This window comes from Streptococcus parasanguinis (genome assembly GCF_016648925.1).
Classification (GTDB): Bacteria; Bacillota; Bacilli; order Lactobacillales; family Streptococcaceae; genus Streptococcus.
The window spans coordinates 1-18,683 of the sequence record NZ_JACLQX010000034.1 but is presented as its reverse complement, the minus strand read 5'-3'; the positions used below and the strand labels follow the sequence as shown (position 1 = coordinate 18,683).

Here is an 18,683-nt window from a genome sequence, read left to right as displayed (position 1 = left end):
GCCCTACTCAACTGTGCGGAGGTGGGACGACGAAATCGAATTCTAACGAATTACCGATTTCTGTCCCACTCTCTCTTGTTTCGTCCCTTATTGCTTGGTTAAAACGATAATCCCTTGATCATCCTCTGCTTGCTCCAGATCTTCTAGCGACAACTGATTCCCTTCGATCCGATAGCGATAGGGTTCATCCCCGATACGCATGGATTGATTGACCGGATCAATACTGACCTCTTTGGTCTCTTCTTCTCCATCAGCATCTTGCACCGTAAACGTGCCTTTTCGACCCGTCACCACCAAGAGGATCGTATTTTCCTCGTCCTGTCCACGATAACTGCCATCTATGGACACCCCTTCTTTCTGTTCTTCACTCGCTGACGTCACAGTCTGTGATGAAGCAGACGTCTGTTTGCTCGAAGTCTGTGTCGCTTTTTCTTGCTGGCTACAAGCAGTCAGGAAAAGGGCTACTGCCAAGGTCAGTATAGACATGATTTTTTTCATTAAGATCGGCTCCTTTCGCCATAACCGTATACTATCTACCACCAGTATACGCCAAGAAAGTCTTTAGGTCAATTGTTTACCCCTCTAATAAAAATGCCCTTACTTCCGCAATAAAATACAAGGACCCTGTCACAAATAAGACTTCATCTGGACGACTCTGATCCATAAATTCTTTGATATAGGCCTTATAGTCCGCTACATAGGGCAAGTCTTGTCGGTCGCCTTGTGCCACCACTTCTCCGTAATGGAAGGTCGTCAAAATCAATTCAGCTTCTGGCAATCCCGCTTGAAGCGTTTGGAGCATCCCACTATAATCTTTTCGTTTGAGAGCACCGAATAAAATCTTCACGCGTTTTCCTGCCAAGCTTTTTGCAAACTCAATCAAGCGCAACATAGCATGAGGATTATGAGCGCCATCCAGATACACCTGGTCTCCAAACAACTCTAGACGGCCCGGCCACCGCGTCTCTTGCAAGGCGTGCTTGACCTGCTCCATATCCACTTCTTGATCTAGACCTTCCATATAGAGGAGAAAGGCCTCCAGAGCTACTGCAGCATTTTCCCGTTGGTAATCACCCTTCAAGCCCAGAGACGGCAAGACAAGATCCACGTTTTCATTCCAAAAACGACCCTGCTCTAAGCCAAAATCTTTCTGGAAGGCGTGGAGAGCCACAGCCAATTGCTCGGCCCTTTCTTGACAAACAGCTATAGCATCATCCGACAAGGGACCCACCACAGCTTTCTTGCCCTTCTTAAAGATCCCTGCCTTTTGCTGGGCGATTTCCGCAATCGTCCCTCCCAGCGTTTCCTGGTGATCGAGACCAACCGAAGTGATCACTGCGATTTCTCCTGTCACTACATTGGTGGTATCTAGTAGCCCTCCGATGCCAACTTCCAATAAGACCACGTCCACTGCTTGTTCCTTAAAATACAAGAGGGCCATGAGGCAGATAATCTCAAAATAAGAGAGTTGGTCTTGGGTTTGAAGTAAGGTCTGCTCCATTTGTTGGACTTCTTGGCCAATCCGAGTAAAATCTTCATCTGAAATCGGCCGATCCCCAATACAAATCCGATCATGGATACTGATCATATGAGGAGAGGTAAAGGTCCCAACCTTCTTTCCGTGAGCCATCAATAATTGACGCAGAAAGGCGATTGTGGATCCCTTCCCATTGGTTCCTGTCACATGAAGAATCGGATAAGCCTTATCTGGCCTCCCTAAAAGGCTCACTGCCTGCTCCATACGATCCAGACCCGATCGAAAATTCAGACCGATCCGACTATTCATCCATTGCTCAATCTTATTCACATCTTCCTCCTAAAAGAAAAAAGCGACAAAACCTCTTCTGACGTTTGCGCTCCTTTCTTTTGTAGTTATTTCTTTCGCATTTTTACAGCAAGTCCATCGGACTTACCAACTCTTTCTAGTTTCTAGGAGTTGGGCTAAAAACGTCGACCGGGCTTACTTGCGGTCTTTGTTTCTAGCGCAAGGGTAAAAACATCCACTGGATGTTTTTACTCCTCCATAAAGCTGTTGAAGACTTCTTCGATCATATCCCATTCTGCATCTGAGTCTTCTGGGATTGGTTGAAGGTCGCCTTCTGTTCCGTCTTCGTTTTCTGTAAATGAATAAGCTTGGATTTCAACTTCGCCGTTTTCATCTTCTTCTGCATTTGCAGGGATCAAAAGGACATAGTTCTTTCCAAATTCTTCTTTGCCATCAATGGTCAAAAGAATTTCAAATAAGGTTTCATTTCCTTGTTCATCCACCAATGTGATTAATTCACGTTCTTCATGGTCGTGGTTATGATCATGTGCCATACTATTCTTCCTCGTTTTCTTTCTAAAAATTGCGATCTAAATAATTTTGTAAAATGAGCTGCGCTGCTAACTTATCAATAACTTTTTTGCGTTTGCTACGGCTAATATCTGCTTGCTCAATCAACATCCGCTCTGCAGCAACTGTCGTCAACCGTTCGTCTTGGTAGTCGACTGGCAACCCAAACTTTTCAGCAATCATTGCGCCATAAGCCTGACTGGCTTCCACACGCGGTCCGCTTGTGTTGTTCATGTTTTTCGGCAAGCCCACAACAAAACGGTCTACCTTGTATTGAGCCACTAATTCGGCCAAGCGCTCCAAACCGAATTCTTTTTTGTCTTCATCGATTTGGATGATTTCAAGACCCTGAGCTGTAAAACCGAGAGGATCACTCACAGCAACCCCGACGGTCTTTGAGCCAACATCCAATCCCATAATTCTCATTAGAGGTCTATTCCTTGCCCTTTCAAATAATAACGTACCAATTCTTCCACGATCTCATCTCGTTCATATTTACGAATTTGGTTCCGTGCATTATTATAACGAGGTACATAGGCAGGATCACCACTGAGTACGTATCCTACGATTTGATTAATTGGATTGTAGCCTTTTTCATCCAGTGACAAGTAAACATCTTTCAAGGTCTCGCTAATTTCCTTACGATTTGAATCATCAAGATTAAAACGTACTGTTTCATCTGTAAATCCCACAAGAACACCCTCTTTCCTTAGAATATTACTATTATACCATAATTAAGAGTTTTCCACAACGGCCAAGCCCTTGATTTTACGGCTTTTTCAAGCATTTTTGAGCTATTTTAGCTAAACTGTTTTTTTATTTTTGCTCACTCGCTCCAGCATTGATAAGATTATCCGCAAATTGACTCGGTGTCAGCTTCAACAACTCTGGTAAGTGATTGTTTTTGAAGTAGGTCATGCCTTCAGCCTTCTTCACATCCATTGCTTCAAAATCATAGGTGATGGTTACCTTGTATTCATTCTCATTTTCCAAGGTCAAATCAGCTGTGAAACCTGGCACTGTCAAAGCTTCCTTAAATGCATCGTCCTTGTTAAAGGATTCTCTCAATTGCTTTTGTGCTTCCTCGACTCCAACCTGTTGGATCCCTTTTTTCAACTCCTCATCGGTTGCCGTCACATTGATGGTCTCCAACTTTTTAAAGGTATTCCCCACATAGGTGACGATTTGCGTCTGTTGTGTCCCCTTGTCATCTTTTGGAAAGACAAAGGTTCTAGTGATGACTTTATTTTCTTCAGCTTTTTGCAGGATACTCTTATTATCCTTTTGCAGTTGCTCTGCTTTTGCTTGGATTGCCTTTTGTTCACTTGAATTTGGCGTTTTCGCTTGTTTTTTTTGACCGCATCCAGTCAAACACAAGGCAAGTGCACCCAATAAGAAGATTTTCCTTTTCATTTTCCATTCCTTACTAGTTATTGTTTTCTAAAATATTGTATCATAGATTTCGTAAAATGGCGCAGTAAACTGCTTTTCATTCCGATTTTTAAAAAGAAAAAAATCAGAAACAAATTGTTTCTGATTTTCAATCGCTTTAAAGAGCTGCACGCATCCGCGCTTCTGTATTTTCTACATTTCGAACTGATCGTGGCAAGAAGGCACGAATATCGTCTTCTTTGTAGCCCACTTGGAGACGTTTGTCATCTACCAAGATCGGACTTTTAAGAATACGAGGTGTTTCCATGATGATGTCAATGACTTCATTGACACTCAAGTCTTCGATGTCCACTCCTAGATTTTTAGCGTATCGATTTTTTGAAGAGACAATACTTGCCACTCCATTTTCAGTCTTTGTAAGGATATCCAACAATTCTTCTTTGGTGATCCCTTCCTTACCGAGGTTTTGTTCTTTATAAGTTAGCTGGTGAGCGTTGAGCCAAGTCTTTGCTTTTTTACAGCTGGTGCAACTTGACACTGTATAAATTTTAATCATGCATGCACTCCTTTCGCTACACGATAATACTATCGTATTAAATTATAACACAAAAACCATCAGTCTAGCGACCTATTTTGAAAAAAATTAATCTTCAATTTCAATCGCGTCATCTAAATCTAGAGTTACTTCTTCTACGACAGGAGCTGCTTCTTCAGTTTTATCAAGGGTTTTCACTGCTTCGTCTTCTTCGATCAAACCAAAATGAACCCGAACCTTGTGGTCAATTTCGTCAAAAATTTCTGGGTGGTCAGCCAAGAATTTCTTAGCATTTTCAGATCCTTGACCAATTTTTTCGCCATTATAGGAGTACCACGCACCCGCTTTTTGGATGATATCCAAATCTGTTGCAATCTTCACCAATTCACCTGTACGTGAAATTCCTTCCCCGTACATGATTTCAACCATGGCTTCTTTGAACGGTGGAGCTACCTTGTTCTTCACAACCTTGATCTTGGTTTCCTTACCAACGTTGGTATCTTTTTGGTCCCCAGTCCCCTTGATTTGAGTGTTTCCACGAACATCTAGACGGACAGAAGCGTAGAATTTCAGGGCACGACCACCAGGTGTGGTTTCAGGGTTCCCAAACATGACTCCAACTTTTTCACGCAATTGGTTGATAAAGATGGCAATGGTCTTGGTCTTATTGATCGAAGCTCCAAGCTTACGCATCGCTTGGCTCATCATTCGCGCTTGCAATCCAACGTGGCTATCCCCGATATCTCCATCGATTTCCGCACGTGGGACCAAAGCCGCAACAGAGTCGACAACCACCAAATCAACCGCACCAGAGTCGATCAATTTACCAGCAATTTCAAGTCCTTGTTCCCCTGAGTCTGGTTGAGACAAGAGAAGTTCGTCGATATTGACTCCGAGAGCTGCTGCATAAGATGGATCCAAGGCATGCTCCGCATCGATAAAGGCAGCAATGCCTCCTTCTTTCTGTGCTTGCGCTACTGCATGGAGGGCAACGGTTGTTTTACCAGATGATTCTGGACCATAGATTTCGATGATCCGACCTTTTGGATAACCACCAGCACCCAAGGCAATATCAAGCGCCAAGGAACCAGAGCTCATGACTTGTACTTTTTGCTCTGCACGTTCGCCCAGACGCATGATCGATCCCTTACCAAAATCCTTTTCGATCAACTTCAGGGCATCATTGAGCGCTTTTTCACGCTCATCTCCAAATTTCTTAGAGATATCATCTAATTTTTTCTGTTTTTTCGCCATTCTTTTCTCCTATTTTTTACTATACAGGAAATGCATGCAACTCACTGACGTTTTCCGGTCTTTGAAAGGCACATTTCCTATCCATTTTTAGAATTATTCTTCATTTGGCACAAACTTCATTATACCAAATTTTCACCATTTAATACAGCCAAGCGTACCAAATTAAAGGCATGAAGAACTGCAATTTCGCGGACATCCGCCCGGCTACGTCCGGCGATATTGACTTGGACACTATCCACTCCATTTGGAGTCGCAAGTCCGATAAAGACGGTCCCTGCTGGGTGCCCTTCTAGACTATCTGGCCCCGCAACTCCGGTCAGGCTAACACCATAATCGGATCCTGTTAACTTACGGGCCTGTGAAGCCATGGCTTGTGCTGTAAAATGAGACACCACTCCATGTTGCTCTAACTCTTGAGCTGGAATAGACAACATCTTGCTTTTTTCTTCCAGACTATAGGTGACAAAACCACCCGCGAAGATGCTGGACGCCCCTGAAAAATCTGCCAAAGTCGCTTGGAAAAGGCCGGCCGTCAGGCTTTCTGCAGCTGTAATGGTCTTACCAGTCCGTTTCAAGAGATCAAAGGCCACCTTGGCCATCGAATTATCATCCCCATAACCGTAAAACAGTTCATGCAAGGGTTGATGATCCAGCGTATGACGGGATAAGATTTCCTTTTCTAAGACATCGAGCTTCGCATCCGCTGAGGCTTGATCCTTCGCCTTTGTAGACAAACGCAAAGTTACTTCTCCCGTCTTGGCATAAGGGGCAACCGTCGGATCAGTCTGCTCTTCAATGATATCTGCTAGGATCGTAACCAGCTGGCTTTCCCCAATCCCAAAGAAGCGCAAGACTCTTGAAAAGAGCTCTTCCCCTGTCGTCAAATGAGGCACCAATTGTTCATTGACCATGGGTTTTAACTCACTTGGTGGACCAGGTAGAACGACATAGGTCACACCATCGACTTCAATCAAACCTCCAACCGCGAGACCTGTACGGTTTTGAAGGGGGATTGAACCGGCAATCAATTGTGCTTGTCGCTCATTATTGGGCGTCCGGACATATTCAGGGCGACTGGCAAAGAAGGTGTCGAGTTTAGCAAGCGCTGTTGGATCAAAAACCAGTTCTTTCCCTAAAAACTTAGCAAGGGTTTGCTTGGTCAAATCATCCTCTGTGGGCCCAAGTCCACCACATAAAATCACCAAATCACTGCGTTTTGAAGCTGTCTCAATGGTCGATAAGAGACGACCTTCATTGTCTCCTACCGCCACATGATAATAGACATCAATCCCTAAACTAGCCAATTTTTCAGACAAGAATTGAGCATTGGTGTTGACAATTTGTCCTGTTAGAATTTCTGTTCCAACTGCAATAATTTCCGCCTTCATGGTGCCTCCTACTTATACTATTCGTAATTTTCATTTCATTTTAACACAATTTCCTAAATTATTTAAAAAACAGATTGAAGATAAAGTACATTTTGGACAACTTTCTTCAATCTTTTTCTTTTAGAGTATAAAGTAAAAAACTCTTAGAAATACTATTTCATCAGCATCCCTAAGAGATTTAACTATGTGGCAATCAACTTCTAAAGGGCTATTTTCTATTGTGGATAGAGCTTATCTCTATTCTGAAGCAACCATATCGAGTGGTTGCTTTTTTACTACTTTATTGATCTAAAAACCTTCTTTCGACTCTAATTCTTGTTGTTTCCCCTCATCTTTTGTGATACAATAGCATCAATTTATTTCTAGGAGGATAAGATATGGTTTCTACTATTGGTATTATAAGTTTATCTAGTGGGATTATCGGAGAGGACTTTGTCAAGCACGAAGTGGACTTGGGGGTCCAACGACTCAAAGACCTCGGACTCAATCCTATCTTTTTACCTCATTCACTAAAAGGCTTAGACTTTATCAAAGAACATCCTGAAGCTCGTGCAGAGGATTTGATTCAGGCCTTTTCCGATGATAGCATCGACATGATCTTATGCGCCATCGGTGGAAACGATACCTATCGCTTGCTACCTTATCTTTTTGAAAATGACCAACTACAAAAGGTTATCAAGCAAAAGATTTTTCTTGGCTTCTCGGATACGACCATGAACCATCTCATGTTGCATAAACTAGGAATCAAGACTTTTTACGGCCAATCCTTTTTTGCAGACATTTGTGAGTTAGACAAAGAAATGCTGCCATATAGCCGCCACTACTTTAAAGAATTGATTGAGACTGGTAGAATCTCAGAAATTCGCCCTAGTAACGTTTGGTATGAGGAACGGACTGATTTTAGTCCCGAGGCTCTGGGAACACCTCGTGTCAGCCATGAAAATACAGGTTTTGACTTGTTACAAGGCAATGCTCAGTTTGAGGGAGAAATCCTCGGTGGTTGTCTTGAGTCTCTCTATGATATTTTTGACAACTCTCTACACGCAGATAGCATAGACCTCTGCCAAAAATACAAACTTTTCCCTGACTTGTCAGACTGGGAAGGAAAAATCCTCTTGCTAGAAACCAGCCAAGAAAAGCCCAATCCTGAAGACTTCAAAAAGATGTTGAGGACTTTAAAGGAAACTGGTATATTCGAGGTCCTCAGTGGACTCTTGGTCGGAAAACCTATGGATGAAACTTTCTATGACGACTATAAAGAAGCACTATTGGAGATCATTGATAGCAATATCCCGATTGTCTATAATCTAAACGTTGGCCATGCTACACCAAGAGCGATTGTTCCCTTTGGAGTCCACGCGTATGTAGATGCAACGGAGCAAGTCATCCACTTTGACTATAACAAAGAAAGCTGAGATAAGACTCTCAGCTTTTTCTGTATTCTCCGATGTTCTAGGCATCTAATGTCACTCATTTCTACTTTTCCATTCACAATCATTTTCGTGATCATTGACCAGGCCTGCTGCTTGTAGATAGGATAGGACCGCAACGGGGCCTGTAAACTTAAAACCACGCTTTTTGAGATCCTTAGATAATGTCTCAGATAAAGTCGTCTTAGCTGGTGCTTGACTGTAATCCGGGACATCATTGTTGATGGTTTTCCCATCTACAAAAGACCAGAGATAGGCATCAAAAGAGCCGAATTCCGCCTGAACTTGTAAAAAGGCCTGGGCATTGGCTCGTGTCGCAAAGACCTTGGCACGATTGCGGATGATGGCTGGATTGTCTAACAAAGCTTCCAGTTCTTCATCCGTCATGTCTGCAACACCTTGAAGGTGATAGCCATGAAAAGCCTCTCGAAAGGCCTGGCGTTTATTGAGCACCGTCTCCCAAGACAGGCCAGCCTGATAGGTCTCTAAGCAAAGCAACTCAAAGAGCGCCTGGTCATCATGGAGGGGACGTCCCCACTCCTCATCATGGTAGGCTACATATAGCGGGTTGTCCATTTTGACCCAGCTACAACGTTTTGGCATCTTATTCTCCTATCTTTGAAACATAATCAGGCAAGGGAACAGTAGACTTCTCCAATAGATTAATCCAACGATTAATATCTGGTGGTAGAGGGTTAAATTTTTCATCTGTTTGATACCTTGCTTGACCATCTGTTTCTATACCAGTTAATGTTTCAATCTGTTCTCGAAGTTGGTCTACAGTTATCCAATCAGTCCAACCTTCAAAAAAGCTTTCGCGAGCCAATGTTATTCCATACCGTTCTTGAAACCATTCAATGTAGTCTGCACTTAACAGATAGAGTTTTTCGAAAGAACAAGATTCATCATTCACCTTTATACTATCTACTATATTGTCATTATCCACTATGGCAATATTCACACCACAAAATTCACAAGGAATTGAGCCAACTTGACCATAGCGAGATCCATTATGCAAAAATAATTCTGTCTGACTCTGTTGACAATTTTTACAAAATAAAGGGAAAACTTTACAGTGTATCCATATTGTTTTAATCTTCCCATTCTTAAACATTATCTTGATATGGTTGTTACTGCTTCTTGCTTCATCTAGTTTAATTCGAGCAATGCTCATTATTTCACCAACATCTTAAGGGCAGACTTGATATAGTTCTCAGCAGTATCCGTCGTTCCTTCAAAGAATTTCTTAATTTTCTTAAGCTCGGTTGCCTTGTAGCCCAAAGCCAACATGGCTTCCATAGCTTCTTCAAGGGCTTGGTTTTCTTCTGAAACTTTGGCATTGGTCTGAGCCGGTGCATCTTCTAGGTCAAGATTGATCTTACCTTCTAGATCCAAGACCATCTGTTGGGCTGTTTTCTTGCCGATCTTCGGAAACTTGGTCAAGTAGATGATGTTCTTGCTTTCGATAGCTTGGACAAGCCCAGCATTGTCATCCGCAGCAATGATAGCCAGAGCTGAGACTGGGCCAATTCCAGAGACTGAGATCAAGTTCAAAAAGAGCTTTTTCTCTTCTTCGGTCGCAAAGCCATAGAGCAGGTGGGCGTCTTCACGGACTACTTGGTGCAGATAGACTTGCACCTCTTGATTCATTTTACCAGAGTAAGCATAGGGATTGGCCACATGCAAGAGATAACCGATCCCAGCTGTCTCCAACACGATATATTTAGCGGTGATTTTCGTTAAGATTCCTTTAATGTATTCGTACATAAGATTCCTTTATTCTTTATTTAATACTTGCCCAATTCCCGCAGACTGGTGTGATTTTCCTGAATGCGTCGGAACATCTTTTCCATGTCGGACTTGGTGAAGTTGACCAAGACCGGACGGCCATGAGGGCAGTTATAAGGGTTGTCGCATTGGGACAGTTGATAGATGAGATCCCGTGCGGAGTAATCATCCAGGGTGTGATTGGCCTTGATGGAGCGTTTGCAGGACATCATGATGGCCAATTCAGCCCGGTACTTCTTGATGGACACTTCCTTAGTCAAGAGGAGCATGTCACACATCTCATAGATACCCGACTCGATCTCTTCTTCCTTCATCCAGATAGGGTGCTCCCGCAAGATCAACTGGTTGACTCCGTACTCTTCTAGATAGACGCCCACTTCCTCTAGGAGGTGCTTGCGCTGTTGCAGGCGAATCAAATCATCTGCAGGGAATTCAAAGATATAAGGCACCAGCAGTTGTTGCTGACTACCGTCCACATCCCCGATGCTCTCCCGGTATTCTTCGTATTTGACCCGCTCTTGGGCCGCGTGCTGGTCAATGATATATAGGCCCCCATTTCCTTGGGCAAAGAGATAGGTTCCATGCATCTGACCAAAATATTCCAACTCTGGGAAGGTCGAATGTTCTTCCCCATCCAACTTATCATAGGCCTTGTCTAGACTAGCCAGATCCAGCTCTGGGTGATCCAGCTCATCATAGACCGCAGCCTTTCTTTCCGCAAACTTGATCGCGCTCGTCGGTTTTTCTACTGGGTTTTCTTGGCTTGTAGAATCAGCAGTTACCTCATCTGTCAGAGGCAGTTGAGGATCTGCCACCTCTGGTCGAAGCTTGAAATCTTGACTTTCTCGGTCATAATAGAGGCGGTTTTCCTTTAAAGGCAGGGTCGTCTGTACTGGCTTTTCTGTTCGACGAATGGTCGACTTGGCTAGATTTTCTAGAGCATCCGGAATTAGGTCCTGCTCTTTCAAAGCGTTCGCAATAGCCTGGGAGATCAAGGCCATCAGTTCTCGTTCTTTGGAGATACGAACCTCTTGCTTGGTAGGGTGAACATTGACATCCGCTAAGTAAGGATCGATCTGGATATTAATGATCGCGAGTGGAAAGCGCCCCACCATGAGTTTACTGCCGTAGCCGTCTAAGATAGCTCGATTGAGCAAGAAATTCTTGATGTAACGACCGTTGATAAAGAGACTGATGTAATTGCGATTGGCACGAGTCAATTCAGGCAAAGACACAAAGCCCGTCACTTCAAAATCCAGATCGCGATTTTCAATGGCCACCATTTTCTTGGCAGACGCGAGGCCATAGACACCCGCAATCGCTTGCCGCAGATTACCCGTCCCCGCTGTTTTGGTCATTTCTTTTCCATCATTGATCAAGGTAAAGGCAATCTCAGGATGAGCCAAACTCAAGCGGTTGAGAATATCCACGATATGGGACAACTCTGCCTGCTGGCTCTTTAAATACTTGAGACGAGCAGGTGTATTAAAAAAGAGATCTTCCACTGTGATCTTGGTCCCGACAGGGCTTGTCGCTGGCTCCAACTCCTCAATTTCGCCACCCTTTGCGACCAATTTGGTCCCGTGGGCAGCTCCTTCTTGCGCCGTTAGAAGAGTTAGAATACTGACAGAAGCAATGGAAGGCATGGCCTCACCACGAAAACCAAGCGTTCGAATACGAAAAAGATCCGCTTGACTTTTGATCTTACTGGTCGCATGTCGACGGAGGGCCAAAGCGACCTCATCGTGCGCAATTCCTTCCCCATTGTCTGTAATCCGAATCGACTTCAATCCTGCTTCTTCGATTTCAACAACGATCTGGCTAGCTCCAGCATCGATCGAGTTTTCAACCAATTCCTTGACCACGCTAGCAGGTCGTTCAATCACTTCACCTGCCGCAATCTGATTGGCTAGGACTTCTGGCAATTCAATAATCTGTGACATGTCTGCTCCTTTACCTATTTTTCACCGATACATGTAGCTCTATTATACCACAGATCCACAAGACTCCCTTTCTTAAAAAATAGAGGCTGGCCCCATCTTCTTCCTTAAAAACCGCATAGGCAAAGAAAACGACCACATAGACAAATTTCCTTGTCTTCCCTTTGGAAAAAGTGTTTAATAGTAGTGTAAAGAAGGAGCCGGGCTAGCAGGTCAACCGACTTTACCCAAAGGAGGGAGAAAATATCTTATGAAAGTTGAAGTACACATTGATTCCCACTTCCAAGAAGAAGCGGTGATGATCACAGCACCTGCACTATCTGCGCGTGTAGAGAAAATCCGTGACTTTGTGGAAGAATTGGATCAAAAAGGGCGCTTACGTGCCAAAAAGGATGGGGAAGCTTACCTGATCGAAAGCCAACTATTCCAACGTTTTTACATTGAAAATCGGCAAGTAATTGGCGAGACTATGACAGATCAATTTATTCTGACTGGGCCACTCTATCAGTTATCTGAAGACTTGCCGACCTTCTTTCTCAAAATTTCCCAATCTGAAATTATCAACACAAAAGAAATCGATCACCTGCACTTTACCAGTGGAGGATCCGTTCAAATCTATCTTAAAAACGGGAGTCTGACCTACTCCTCCCGTCGTTATTTAAAAGCCATTAAGGAGAAATTATCATGCTAAAACAATCTTTTTCTGACGCCCTAAAAGGGATTTTCATCGGGCTCATCTTATCCATCTTCTTTTCCTACCTCTTCTCACCTGAGTTGTACCTTCCCTTAAGTCCCAACTCTGCAGTCGGCCGCTGGATGTTCTTGCATCATGTTCACGGCTCACTGGTCATGCTCTATTGCGCCCTCGTTTGGGGTGCGATTGGGGTCCTCTTTAGCTTCGGGAGTCTCCTCTTTCAAAAAGACTGGAGCCTCTTACGGGCTACTCTGAGCCATTACTTGCTCATGTTGCTTGGCTTTATTCCCCTAGCTACGTTAGCCGGCTGGTTTCCAGCACGACTCGGATTTTACCTCTCACTCATTGTCGAATTCACCCTTGTTTACGTGATCATCTGGTTGGTCTCACATCATTTTTATAAAAAACAAGTTCAAGAAATCAATCAAAGCATTGCTAAGCACTAAAAGAAGATCCTCGCTATTACGAGGATCTTCTTTTTACAATTTCTTTTTCAATTCGGCGACTGCCATCATGACTTCCATCGGAGTCATATTGTAGAGATCCAGATTCTTCAATTCTGTGATCACTGTACTTTCTGTTTCTTCCTCAAAGAGGGACATTTGTTCAGCAACCTGTGAAGGTACTTCCTTTTTAGGGGTTGCATCCGCAAGCGGTACTTGCTGGGCTTGTCCTTCGAGCTTGGTCAAAATCGCATCCGCCCGCTTCAGCAATTCTTCTGGCAAACCAGCGATCTTGGCCACGTGAATCCCATAGGACTTATCTGCTGGGCCGGGTTCAATCTTGTGCAAGAAGGTAACCTGACCATCTCGCTCCAAGGTCGCAACATGGACATTTTCCAAGCGAGACAAAGTTTCTGAAAGAGCCGTCAATTCATGGTAATGGGTCGCAAACAAGGTTTTGGCGCCCGTGCGATCGTGAATGTATTCGATGATGGATTGGGCGAGGGCCATCCCATCATAGGTCGCCGTTCCCCGTCCCAACTCATCAAACAAAATCAAGGACTGGGTCGTTGCCTTGCGAATGGCGTGATTGGCCTCCATCATTTCCACCATGAAGGTAGACTGACCCGATACCAGGTCATCAGCAGCTCCGATTCGGGTATAAATCGCATCAAAGATTGGCAACTCGGCCTTTTGCGCTGGTACATAGGAGCCAATTTGGGCAAGAATCACAATGATCGCCAATTGACGCATATAGGTAGACTTCCCGCTCATATTTGGCCCAGTAATCAGCTGAATATCCCGTTCCTCATCCATAAAGATGCTATTAGGAATATAGGACTGGGCTCCCATCACTTTTTCAACAACCGGATGACGACCTTTGTCGATCGCGATTCGCCGTTCTTCATGAAAGAGGGGACGATTCAACTGTTGCGACTCAGCGACACTGGCTAGACTTTGTAAAACATCAACCGTCGCAATCGCCTGAGCTAACTGTTGCAGACGTTGGATATAATTGCCAACTTCTTCACGAATCTGCATAAAAATTGTATATTCCAAATTAGCAGACTTCTCACGCGCCTCTAGCATATCTCCTTCGATGCGTGCCAATTCCTCCGTACCAAAGCGTTCTGAATTTTTCAAGGTCGCCTTGCGGAAAAAATGAGCAGGAACGTGGTTCAATTGAGAATTGGTGACATGGAAATAGTAGCCATCCTTCTTGTTGTAATCAATTTTCAGACCGGTAATGCCACTAGCTTCGCGTTCCTTGGCCTCAATCTCAGCAATCCAACCAGTGCCATCCCGAAGAACGACACGGTACTGGTCCAATTGCTCGTCAAAACCGGTTCGGATGATATTTCCCTCTGTAATAACAGCAGACGCTTCCGGAGCAATAGCTGAGGTAATCAAGCGGTGCAACTCAGGAAGTTCATCCAAGCGTGCAATCAAGACATCTAAGACCGGATCACCAATCCCCAGTAGAATCGACTTGATCGTCGGCACATGACCCAGAGTATCTCCTAGCTGCAAGAGATCCTTAGGATTGATCTTGCCAAAGGAAACCCGACTCGCTAAGCGTTCAATGTCATAGACCCCTTTGAGGCTGTCGGTCAAATCGCTCCGTTCAAAGAAATGATCCATAAAGACCTGAATGATGTCCTGGCGCTCTCGAATCCGTTTCAAATCGACTAAGGGTTTCTGAATCCAGGACCGCAACAAACGACCTCCCATGGCCGTCTTGGTTTCATCCAAATACCAATACAAGCTACCATGTTTCTTCCCAGTCCGTGCATTCTCTGTCAAATCAAGACTAGCCTTGGTCGCAAAGTCCATCTGCAAGAAATCGCAAATCTCATAATGATGGGCTTTTTTGAGGTGGCTCAATTCCCGCATTTGTGTCTGGTAGACATACTGGAGAAGTTTTCCAGCCGTTTTCTTTTCGAGCTCACTCAACTGATCCCCTAAGAGTTGAACATCGTCGAGCGCCGTCTCTACATGTGACAGCAAGAGATTCATCTGGCTAACAAACACACGCTCTTCCTGTTCTGGCAAGGCATAACCCAGGACCACCTCACGCGCACGTAAATTGCGGATTTCTCCACAAACCATGCTAAAGTCATTGAGGGTCGTCACCTGAAACTCCCCTGTCACCAGATCCATATAGGCTAACCCATACTCATTTCCTGACCGATCCAAAGCAACTAGGAAGTTATTCTCACTATCTGGCTTGGTCGAATCCACCACTGTCCCCGGCGTAATCACCTGTACGACTTCACGCTTAACGACCCCCTTGGCTTCTTTGGGGTCTTCCATTTGTTCTGCAATCGCGACCTTATAGCCCTGTTCAATGAGAACATCAATATACTGCTGGGCCGAGTGGTAGGGAACACCCGCCATGGGAATTGGATTCTCTGCATTTTTATTCCGTGAGGTTAAGGAAATCTCTAAAATTTGAGCTGCATTCACTGCATCTTCATAAAATAATTCGTAAAAATCTCCCATTCGAAACAGCAAAAAGGCATCCGGATAGTCTTTTTTGATATCTAGATACTGCTGCATTCCAGGAGATATTTTCTCTACTGCCATACTTCTTTATTCCTTACTGTTGCATCATTTTCTGACACAAGCTCCATAGATGAAAACAGGAGTAGATAGCTCACTATCTTCCTCCTTTTGACATCTTAACGGGGTATTTTCTTTCTTTTCAAGGGGCTTGATTACTGCATCATCCCTAAAATTTCATTTTGAATTTCAATGGCTGCCTCTTGGTCTCGACAAACAATCAAGAGGGTATTGGCCCCTGCTACTGTTCCCAAAATACGCTCATCTGCCATTTCATCTACACCATTGGCCAAGAGAGCTGCTTCTCCTAGCTCTGTCCGCAAGACCAAGGTGAATTCTGCTCGTGAAACCGACTTAGCATGGCTGGACAACATAATATAAATCTCTGCCACCTCAGGCTCATTGGGCAAAATATAATACAACTGGTCTTTTCGTTTCACCTTGACTAGACCCAGATCTCGCAAATCTCGTGACAGAGTTGTTTGTGTTACAGCAATTCCTTTTGCTTCCAATCGATCCTGAATCTCTTTTTGAGTCGACAATTTTTCATTTCGAATCATTTGTTGAATCAAAAGGTGACGTTCTGTCTTTTTCATTGGACCTCCACTTTTGAATAAATATACTTTAAATTATACCAAAAAAATTGAAAATTCGCTCGAAATTGTGTTAAAATAATAGTTAAAAGGACTAAGGAGCTAATATGAACAATAAAGAACTCATTGCTAGTGAATTGGCCAAAGTGATTGACTCTCTTGACCAAGATGCTATTTTAAATTTGCTTGAACAACCAAAATCATCTGATCTTGGTGACATTGCTTTTCCAGCCTTCTCACTTGCAAAAGTGGAACGCAAGGCTCCTCAAGCAATCGCTGCAGATATTGCCGAAAAGATCGACCAAAGCGCCTTCGAAAAAGTCGTTGCAACTGGACCTTACGTGAACTTCTTCTTGGATAAATCTAAGATCTCTGATCAGGTGATCAAATCCGTCATCGAAGCAGGTGCAGACTACGGTCAACAAGACGAAGGTCATGGCCAAAACATTACCATCGACCTTTCAAGTCCAAATATTGCAAAACCATTCTCAGTTGGTCACTTGCGCTCAACCGTTATCGGGGATGCTCTTTCAAACATCTTCCGCAAAATGGGCTACAACACCATTAAAATCAACCACTTGGGAGACTGGGGTAAACAGTTCGGTCTCTTGATGGTAGCCTACAAAAAATGGGGTAGCAAGGAAGCTGTCGAAGCCAACCCAATCGATGAATTGCTAAAACTTTACGTTCGGATCAACGCTGAAATCGAAAACGATCCTGAGCTTGATGAAGAAGGACGTCTCTGGTTCAAGAAACTGGAAGATGGAGATCCAGAAGCGACTGAGTTGTGGCAATGGTTCCGTGACGAAAGCTTGGTAGAATTCAACCGTATCTACAAACTCCTCGGTGTTGAATTTGACAGCTTAAACGGAGAAGCTTTCTACAATGACAAGATGGATGAAGCTGTCCAAATTCTTGAAGAAAAAGGCTTGTTGAAAGAGTCTAAGGGAGCTAGCATCGTTGAGCTCGATGATGTCAACCTTCCACCAGCTATGATTAAGAAATCAGACGGTGCCACTCTTTATATCACTCGTGATATCGCAACCGCTATCTACCGTGCACGGACTTACAACTTTGTGAAAAACATCTATGCTGTAGGTCAAGAACAATCCAACCACTTCCGTCAGTTGAAAGCTGTTTTGAAGAAAATGGGATTTGACTGGAGCGACGATATGGTTCACGTTGACTTTGGTTTGGTGACAAAAAACCGCCAAAAATTATCAACTCGTAAAGGAAATATCATCCTTCTCGAACCAACTCTTCAAGAAGCCATCTCTCGTGCCAAAGCTCAGATCGAAGAAAAGAATCCTGAACTTGAAAACAAGGAAGAAGTGGCACATGCAGTCGGTGTTGGTGCGGTTAAATTCTACGACTTGAAGACAGACCGCCGCAATGGGTATGACTTCGACCTCGAAGCCATGGTATCCTTCGAAGGAGAAACTGGCCCTTACGTTCAATATGCTTACGCTCGTATCCAATCCATCCTTCGCAAAGCCAACTTCACACCATCTACAGATGCGACATACAGCTTGAGCGATCCTGAAAGCTGGGAAATCATCAAGCTTCTCCAAGACTTCTCTCGTGTTGTCAAACGTGCTGCTGAAAACTATGATCCATCCTTGATCGCAAAATATGCTATCAACTTGGCTCAAGCCTTCAACAAATACTATGCACACACTCGTATCTTGGATGAAAGCCCAGAACGCGAAAGCCGTCTTGCTCTTAGCTACTCAACAGCAGTAGTCTTAAAAGAAGCTCTTCGCTTACTTGGTGTCGATGCACCTGAGAAAATGTAATTTCTTATCTAATGATTGATAAGTAGAACATCTCTTATGGGAGTGAGAGGAGAAACTAAATGCGATTCAATTTAGTTCTTTCTCACTCCTTTTCTCATGCCCAATGCCCTTCATTCTCTACATTTTCAGATCCTTTATATACAGGAGAAATCTATGAATCAAACCGTTTACATCTTAATCCTCATCAGTTTAGTGGCCCTCTTTTTATTTAACAAGTACGAAAGAGAAAAACTACAACGGCTCTTACAAGAGCAACTTTTGAAAGATCAAGCTTTCAAAGATAGCATCAAGGAAAAAATCCAAGAGACCGACAATATCAACGATGTCATCCATGCCATCAATAAAGACTATCGATTGGGTCTCCTACTTGCTAAAGAAATCACTGAAAAATTAAAATAAGCCATAGAAGAGGAGTCATATAAAATGTGACTCCTCTTCTATTCAGTCGCAACAAATAAGAGGCTGGGACAAAAGTCCTAGCCTCTCAATTATTTTTGGATTGTCGAGCAAGACGCAGTGGTTGAGTGGGCTCT

General features: G+C 43.7%; 20 protein-coding genes. 5 read left to right on the top strand and 15 right to left on the bottom strand.

What is annotated here, in order from left to right:
• Window positions 1-87: 87 nt before the first annotated feature.
• From H7T97_RS09745 to H7T97_RS09705, 9 genes are all read right to left on the bottom strand, one after another.
• Window positions 88-498, bottom strand: coding sequence for an SP_0198 family lipoprotein (locus H7T97_RS09745; RefSeq protein ID WP_201090164.1), 411 nt, complete (start codon window positions 496-498; stop codon window positions 88-90).
• A gap of 76 nt (window positions 499-574) precedes the next feature.
• Window positions 575-1,807 carry a bifunctional folylpolyglutamate synthase/dihydrofolate synthase gene (locus tag H7T97_RS09740; RefSeq protein ID WP_201090163.1) on the bottom strand — a complete coding sequence of 411 codons (1,233 nt, stop codon included), beginning with the start codon at window positions 1,805-1,807 and terminating at the stop codon, window positions 575-577.
• A 206-nt stretch (window positions 1,808-2,013) separates the two neighbouring features.
• Complete coding sequence (locus tag H7T97_RS09735; protein WP_003001941.1) at window positions 2,014-2,319, bottom strand: DUF1292 domain-containing protein; 306 nt, start codon at window positions 2,317-2,319, stop codon at window positions 2,014-2,016.
• Between the two features lie 22 nt (window positions 2,320-2,341).
• A complete protein-coding gene (ruvX, locus tag H7T97_RS09730) occupies window positions 2,342-2,761 on the bottom strand; it encodes a Holliday junction resolvase RuvX (protein WP_023919889.1) in 420 nt (139 codons plus the stop codon).
• Window positions 2,761-3,027, bottom strand: coding sequence for an IreB family regulatory phosphoprotein (locus H7T97_RS09725; protein ID WP_003002070.1), 267 nt, complete (start codon window positions 3,025-3,027; stop codon window positions 2,761-2,763). Before H7T97_RS09725 ends, ruvX begins: the two co-directional genes overlap by 1 nt.
• A gap of 124 nt (window positions 3,028-3,151) precedes the next feature.
• Window positions 3,152-3,748, bottom strand: a complete 597-nt coding sequence (locus H7T97_RS09720; RefSeq protein ID WP_031576799.1) for an SP0191 family lipoprotein — start codon at window positions 3,746-3,748, stop codon at window positions 3,152-3,154.
• 136 nt (window positions 3,749-3,884) lie between these two features.
• Entirely contained in the window at window positions 3,885-4,283 is a 399-nt protein-coding gene (gene spx / locus H7T97_RS09715; RefSeq protein ID WP_150906729.1) for a transcriptional regulator Spx, read from the bottom strand.
• Between the two features lie 87 nt (window positions 4,284-4,370).
• Window positions 4,371-5,516, bottom strand: a complete 1,146-nt coding sequence (recA, locus tag H7T97_RS09710) for a recombinase RecA (protein ID WP_003002082.1) — start codon at window positions 5,514-5,516, stop codon at window positions 4,371-4,373.
• Window positions 5,517-5,635: 119 nt separating this feature from the next.
• Window positions 5,636-6,904, bottom strand: coding sequence for a competence/damage-inducible protein A (locus H7T97_RS09705; RefSeq protein WP_201090162.1), 1,269 nt, complete (start codon window positions 6,902-6,904; stop codon window positions 5,636-5,638).
• A gap of 377 nt (window positions 6,905-7,281) precedes the next feature.
• On the opposite strand from H7T97_RS09705, the gene H7T97_RS09700 reads away from it, so the two are divergent.
• Complete coding sequence (locus H7T97_RS09700) at window positions 7,282-8,319, top strand: S66 family peptidase (protein WP_201090161.1); 1,038 nt, start codon at window positions 7,282-7,284, stop codon at window positions 8,317-8,319.
• Window positions 8,320-8,370: 51 nt separating this feature from the next.
• Here H7T97_RS09700 and H7T97_RS09695 read toward each other — a convergent pair whose 3' ends face one another.
• From H7T97_RS09695 to mutL, 4 genes are read right to left on the bottom strand one after another with little or no spacing between them, the layout of a single operon-like run.
• Window positions 8,371-8,937, bottom strand: a complete 567-nt coding sequence (locus H7T97_RS09695) for a DNA-3-methyladenine glycosylase I (protein ID WP_201090160.1) — start codon at window positions 8,935-8,937, stop codon at window positions 8,371-8,373.
• A gap of 1 nt (window position 8,938) precedes the next feature.
• Entirely contained in the window at window positions 8,939-9,508 is a 570-nt protein-coding gene (locus H7T97_RS09690; RefSeq protein ID WP_201090159.1) for a hypothetical protein, read from the bottom strand.
• Window positions 9,508-10,101, bottom strand: coding sequence for a Holliday junction branch migration protein RuvA (ruvA, locus tag H7T97_RS09685; protein ID WP_201090158.1), 594 nt, complete (start codon window positions 10,099-10,101; stop codon window positions 9,508-9,510). Before ruvA ends, H7T97_RS09690 begins: the two co-directional genes overlap by 1 nt.
• 20 nt (window positions 10,102-10,121) lie before the next feature.
• Entirely contained in the window at window positions 10,122-12,065 is a 1,944-nt protein-coding gene (mutL, locus tag H7T97_RS09680) for a DNA mismatch repair endonuclease MutL (protein WP_201090157.1), read from the bottom strand.
• A gap of 247 nt (window positions 12,066-12,312) precedes the next feature.
• Here mutL and H7T97_RS09675 point away from each other — a divergent pair, with 247 nt between their 5' ends.
• Window positions 12,313-12,753: a LytTR family DNA-binding domain-containing protein gene (locus H7T97_RS09675; protein ID WP_049474160.1), complete on the top strand. Its 441-nt coding sequence runs from the start codon at window positions 12,313-12,315 to the stop codon at window positions 12,751-12,753.
• Window positions 12,747-13,202 carry a DUF3021 domain-containing protein gene (locus H7T97_RS09670; protein ID WP_049474159.1) on the top strand — a complete coding sequence of 152 codons (456 nt, stop codon included), beginning with the start codon at window positions 12,747-12,749 and terminating at the stop codon, window positions 13,200-13,202. Before H7T97_RS09675 ends, H7T97_RS09670 begins: the two co-directional genes overlap by 7 nt.
• A gap of 33 nt (window positions 13,203-13,235) precedes the next feature.
• On the opposite strand, the gene mutS is transcribed toward H7T97_RS09670, so the two are convergent.
• Window positions 13,236-15,785: a DNA mismatch repair protein MutS gene (gene mutS, locus H7T97_RS09665; protein WP_201090156.1), complete on the bottom strand. Its 2,550-nt coding sequence runs from the start codon at window positions 15,783-15,785 to the stop codon at window positions 13,236-13,238.
• Window positions 15,786-15,916: 131 nt separating this feature from the next.
• A complete protein-coding gene (gene argR / locus H7T97_RS09660; RefSeq protein WP_003002219.1) occupies window positions 15,917-16,357 on the bottom strand; it encodes an arginine repressor in 441 nt (146 codons plus the stop codon).
• A 104-nt stretch (window positions 16,358-16,461) separates the two neighbouring features.
• Here argR and argS point away from each other — a divergent pair, with 104 nt between their 5' ends.
• The gene (gene argS, locus H7T97_RS09655; protein WP_201037450.1) at window positions 16,462-18,150 is read left to right on the top strand and encodes an arginine--tRNA ligase; all 1,689 of its coding nucleotides are present in this window, start codon (window positions 16,462-16,464) and stop codon (window positions 18,148-18,150) included.
• Window positions 18,151-18,303: 153 nt separating this feature from the next.
• Complete coding sequence (locus H7T97_RS09650) at window positions 18,304-18,549, top strand: MarR family transcriptional regulator (RefSeq protein ID WP_201090155.1); 246 nt, start codon at window positions 18,304-18,306, stop codon at window positions 18,547-18,549.
• The last annotated feature ends 134 nt before the right edge of the window (window positions 18,550-18,683 follow it).

What these genes read in the sequence shown, in the direction of transcription:
- H7T97_RS09650 (WP_201090155.1), top strand. Translation starts at nt 18,304, where the DNA reads ATGAATCAAACCGTTTACATCTTAATCCTCATCAGTTTAGTGGCCCTC.
- ruvX (WP_023919889.1), bottom strand. Translation starts at nt 2,761, where the DNA reads ATGAGAATTATGGGATTGGATGTTGGCTCAAAGACCGTCGGGGTTGCT.
- H7T97_RS09675 (WP_049474160.1), top strand. Translation starts at nt 12,313, where the DNA reads ATGAAAGTTGAAGTACACATTGATTCCCACTTCCAAGAAGAAGCGGTG.
- H7T97_RS09690 (WP_201090159.1), bottom strand. Translation starts at nt 9,508, where the DNA reads ATGAGCATTGCTCGAATTAAACTAGATGAAGCAAGAAGCAGTAACAAC.
- H7T97_RS09735 (WP_003001941.1), bottom strand. Translation starts at nt 2,319, where the DNA reads ATGGCACATGATCATAACCACGACCATGAAGAACGTGAATTAATCACA.
- spx (WP_150906729.1), bottom strand. Translation starts at nt 4,283, where the DNA reads ATGATTAAAATTTATACAGTGTCAAGTTGCACCAGCTGTAAAAAAGCA.
- recA (WP_003002082.1), bottom strand. Translation starts at nt 5,516, where the DNA reads ATGGCGAAAAAACAGAAAAAATTAGATGATATCTCTAAGAAATTTGGA.
- mutS (WP_201090156.1), bottom strand. Translation starts at nt 15,785, where the DNA reads ATGGCAGTAGAGAAAATATCTCCTGGAATGCAGCAGTATCTAGATATC.
- mutL (WP_201090157.1), bottom strand. Translation starts at nt 12,065, where the DNA reads ATGTCACAGATTATTGAATTGCCAGAAGTCCTAGCCAATCAGATTGCG.
- ruvA (WP_201090158.1), bottom strand. Translation starts at nt 10,101, where the DNA reads ATGTACGAATACATTAAAGGAATCTTAACGAAAATCACCGCTAAATAT.
- H7T97_RS09720 (WP_031576799.1), bottom strand. Translation starts at nt 3,748, where the DNA reads ATGAAAAGGAAAATCTTCTTATTGGGTGCACTTGCCTTGTGTTTGACT.
- H7T97_RS09705 (WP_201090162.1), bottom strand. Translation starts at nt 6,904, where the DNA reads ATGAAGGCGGAAATTATTGCAGTTGGAACAGAAATTCTAACAGGACAA.
- H7T97_RS09700 (WP_201090161.1), top strand. Translation starts at nt 7,282, where the DNA reads ATGGTTTCTACTATTGGTATTATAAGTTTATCTAGTGGGATTATCGGA.
- H7T97_RS09670 (WP_049474159.1), top strand. Translation starts at nt 12,747, where the DNA reads ATGCTAAAACAATCTTTTTCTGACGCCCTAAAAGGGATTTTCATCGGG.
- H7T97_RS09695 (WP_201090160.1), bottom strand. Translation starts at nt 8,937, where the DNA reads ATGCCAAAACGTTGTAGCTGGGTCAAAATGGACAACCCGCTATATGTA.
- H7T97_RS09745 (WP_201090164.1), bottom strand. Translation starts at nt 498, where the DNA reads ATGAAAAAAATCATGTCTATACTGACCTTGGCAGTAGCCCTTTTCCTG.
- argS (WP_201037450.1), top strand. Translation starts at nt 16,462, where the DNA reads ATGAACAATAAAGAACTCATTGCTAGTGAATTGGCCAAAGTGATTGAC.
- argR (WP_003002219.1), bottom strand. Translation starts at nt 16,357, where the DNA reads ATGAAAAAGACAGAACGTCACCTTTTGATTCAACAAATGATTCGAAAT.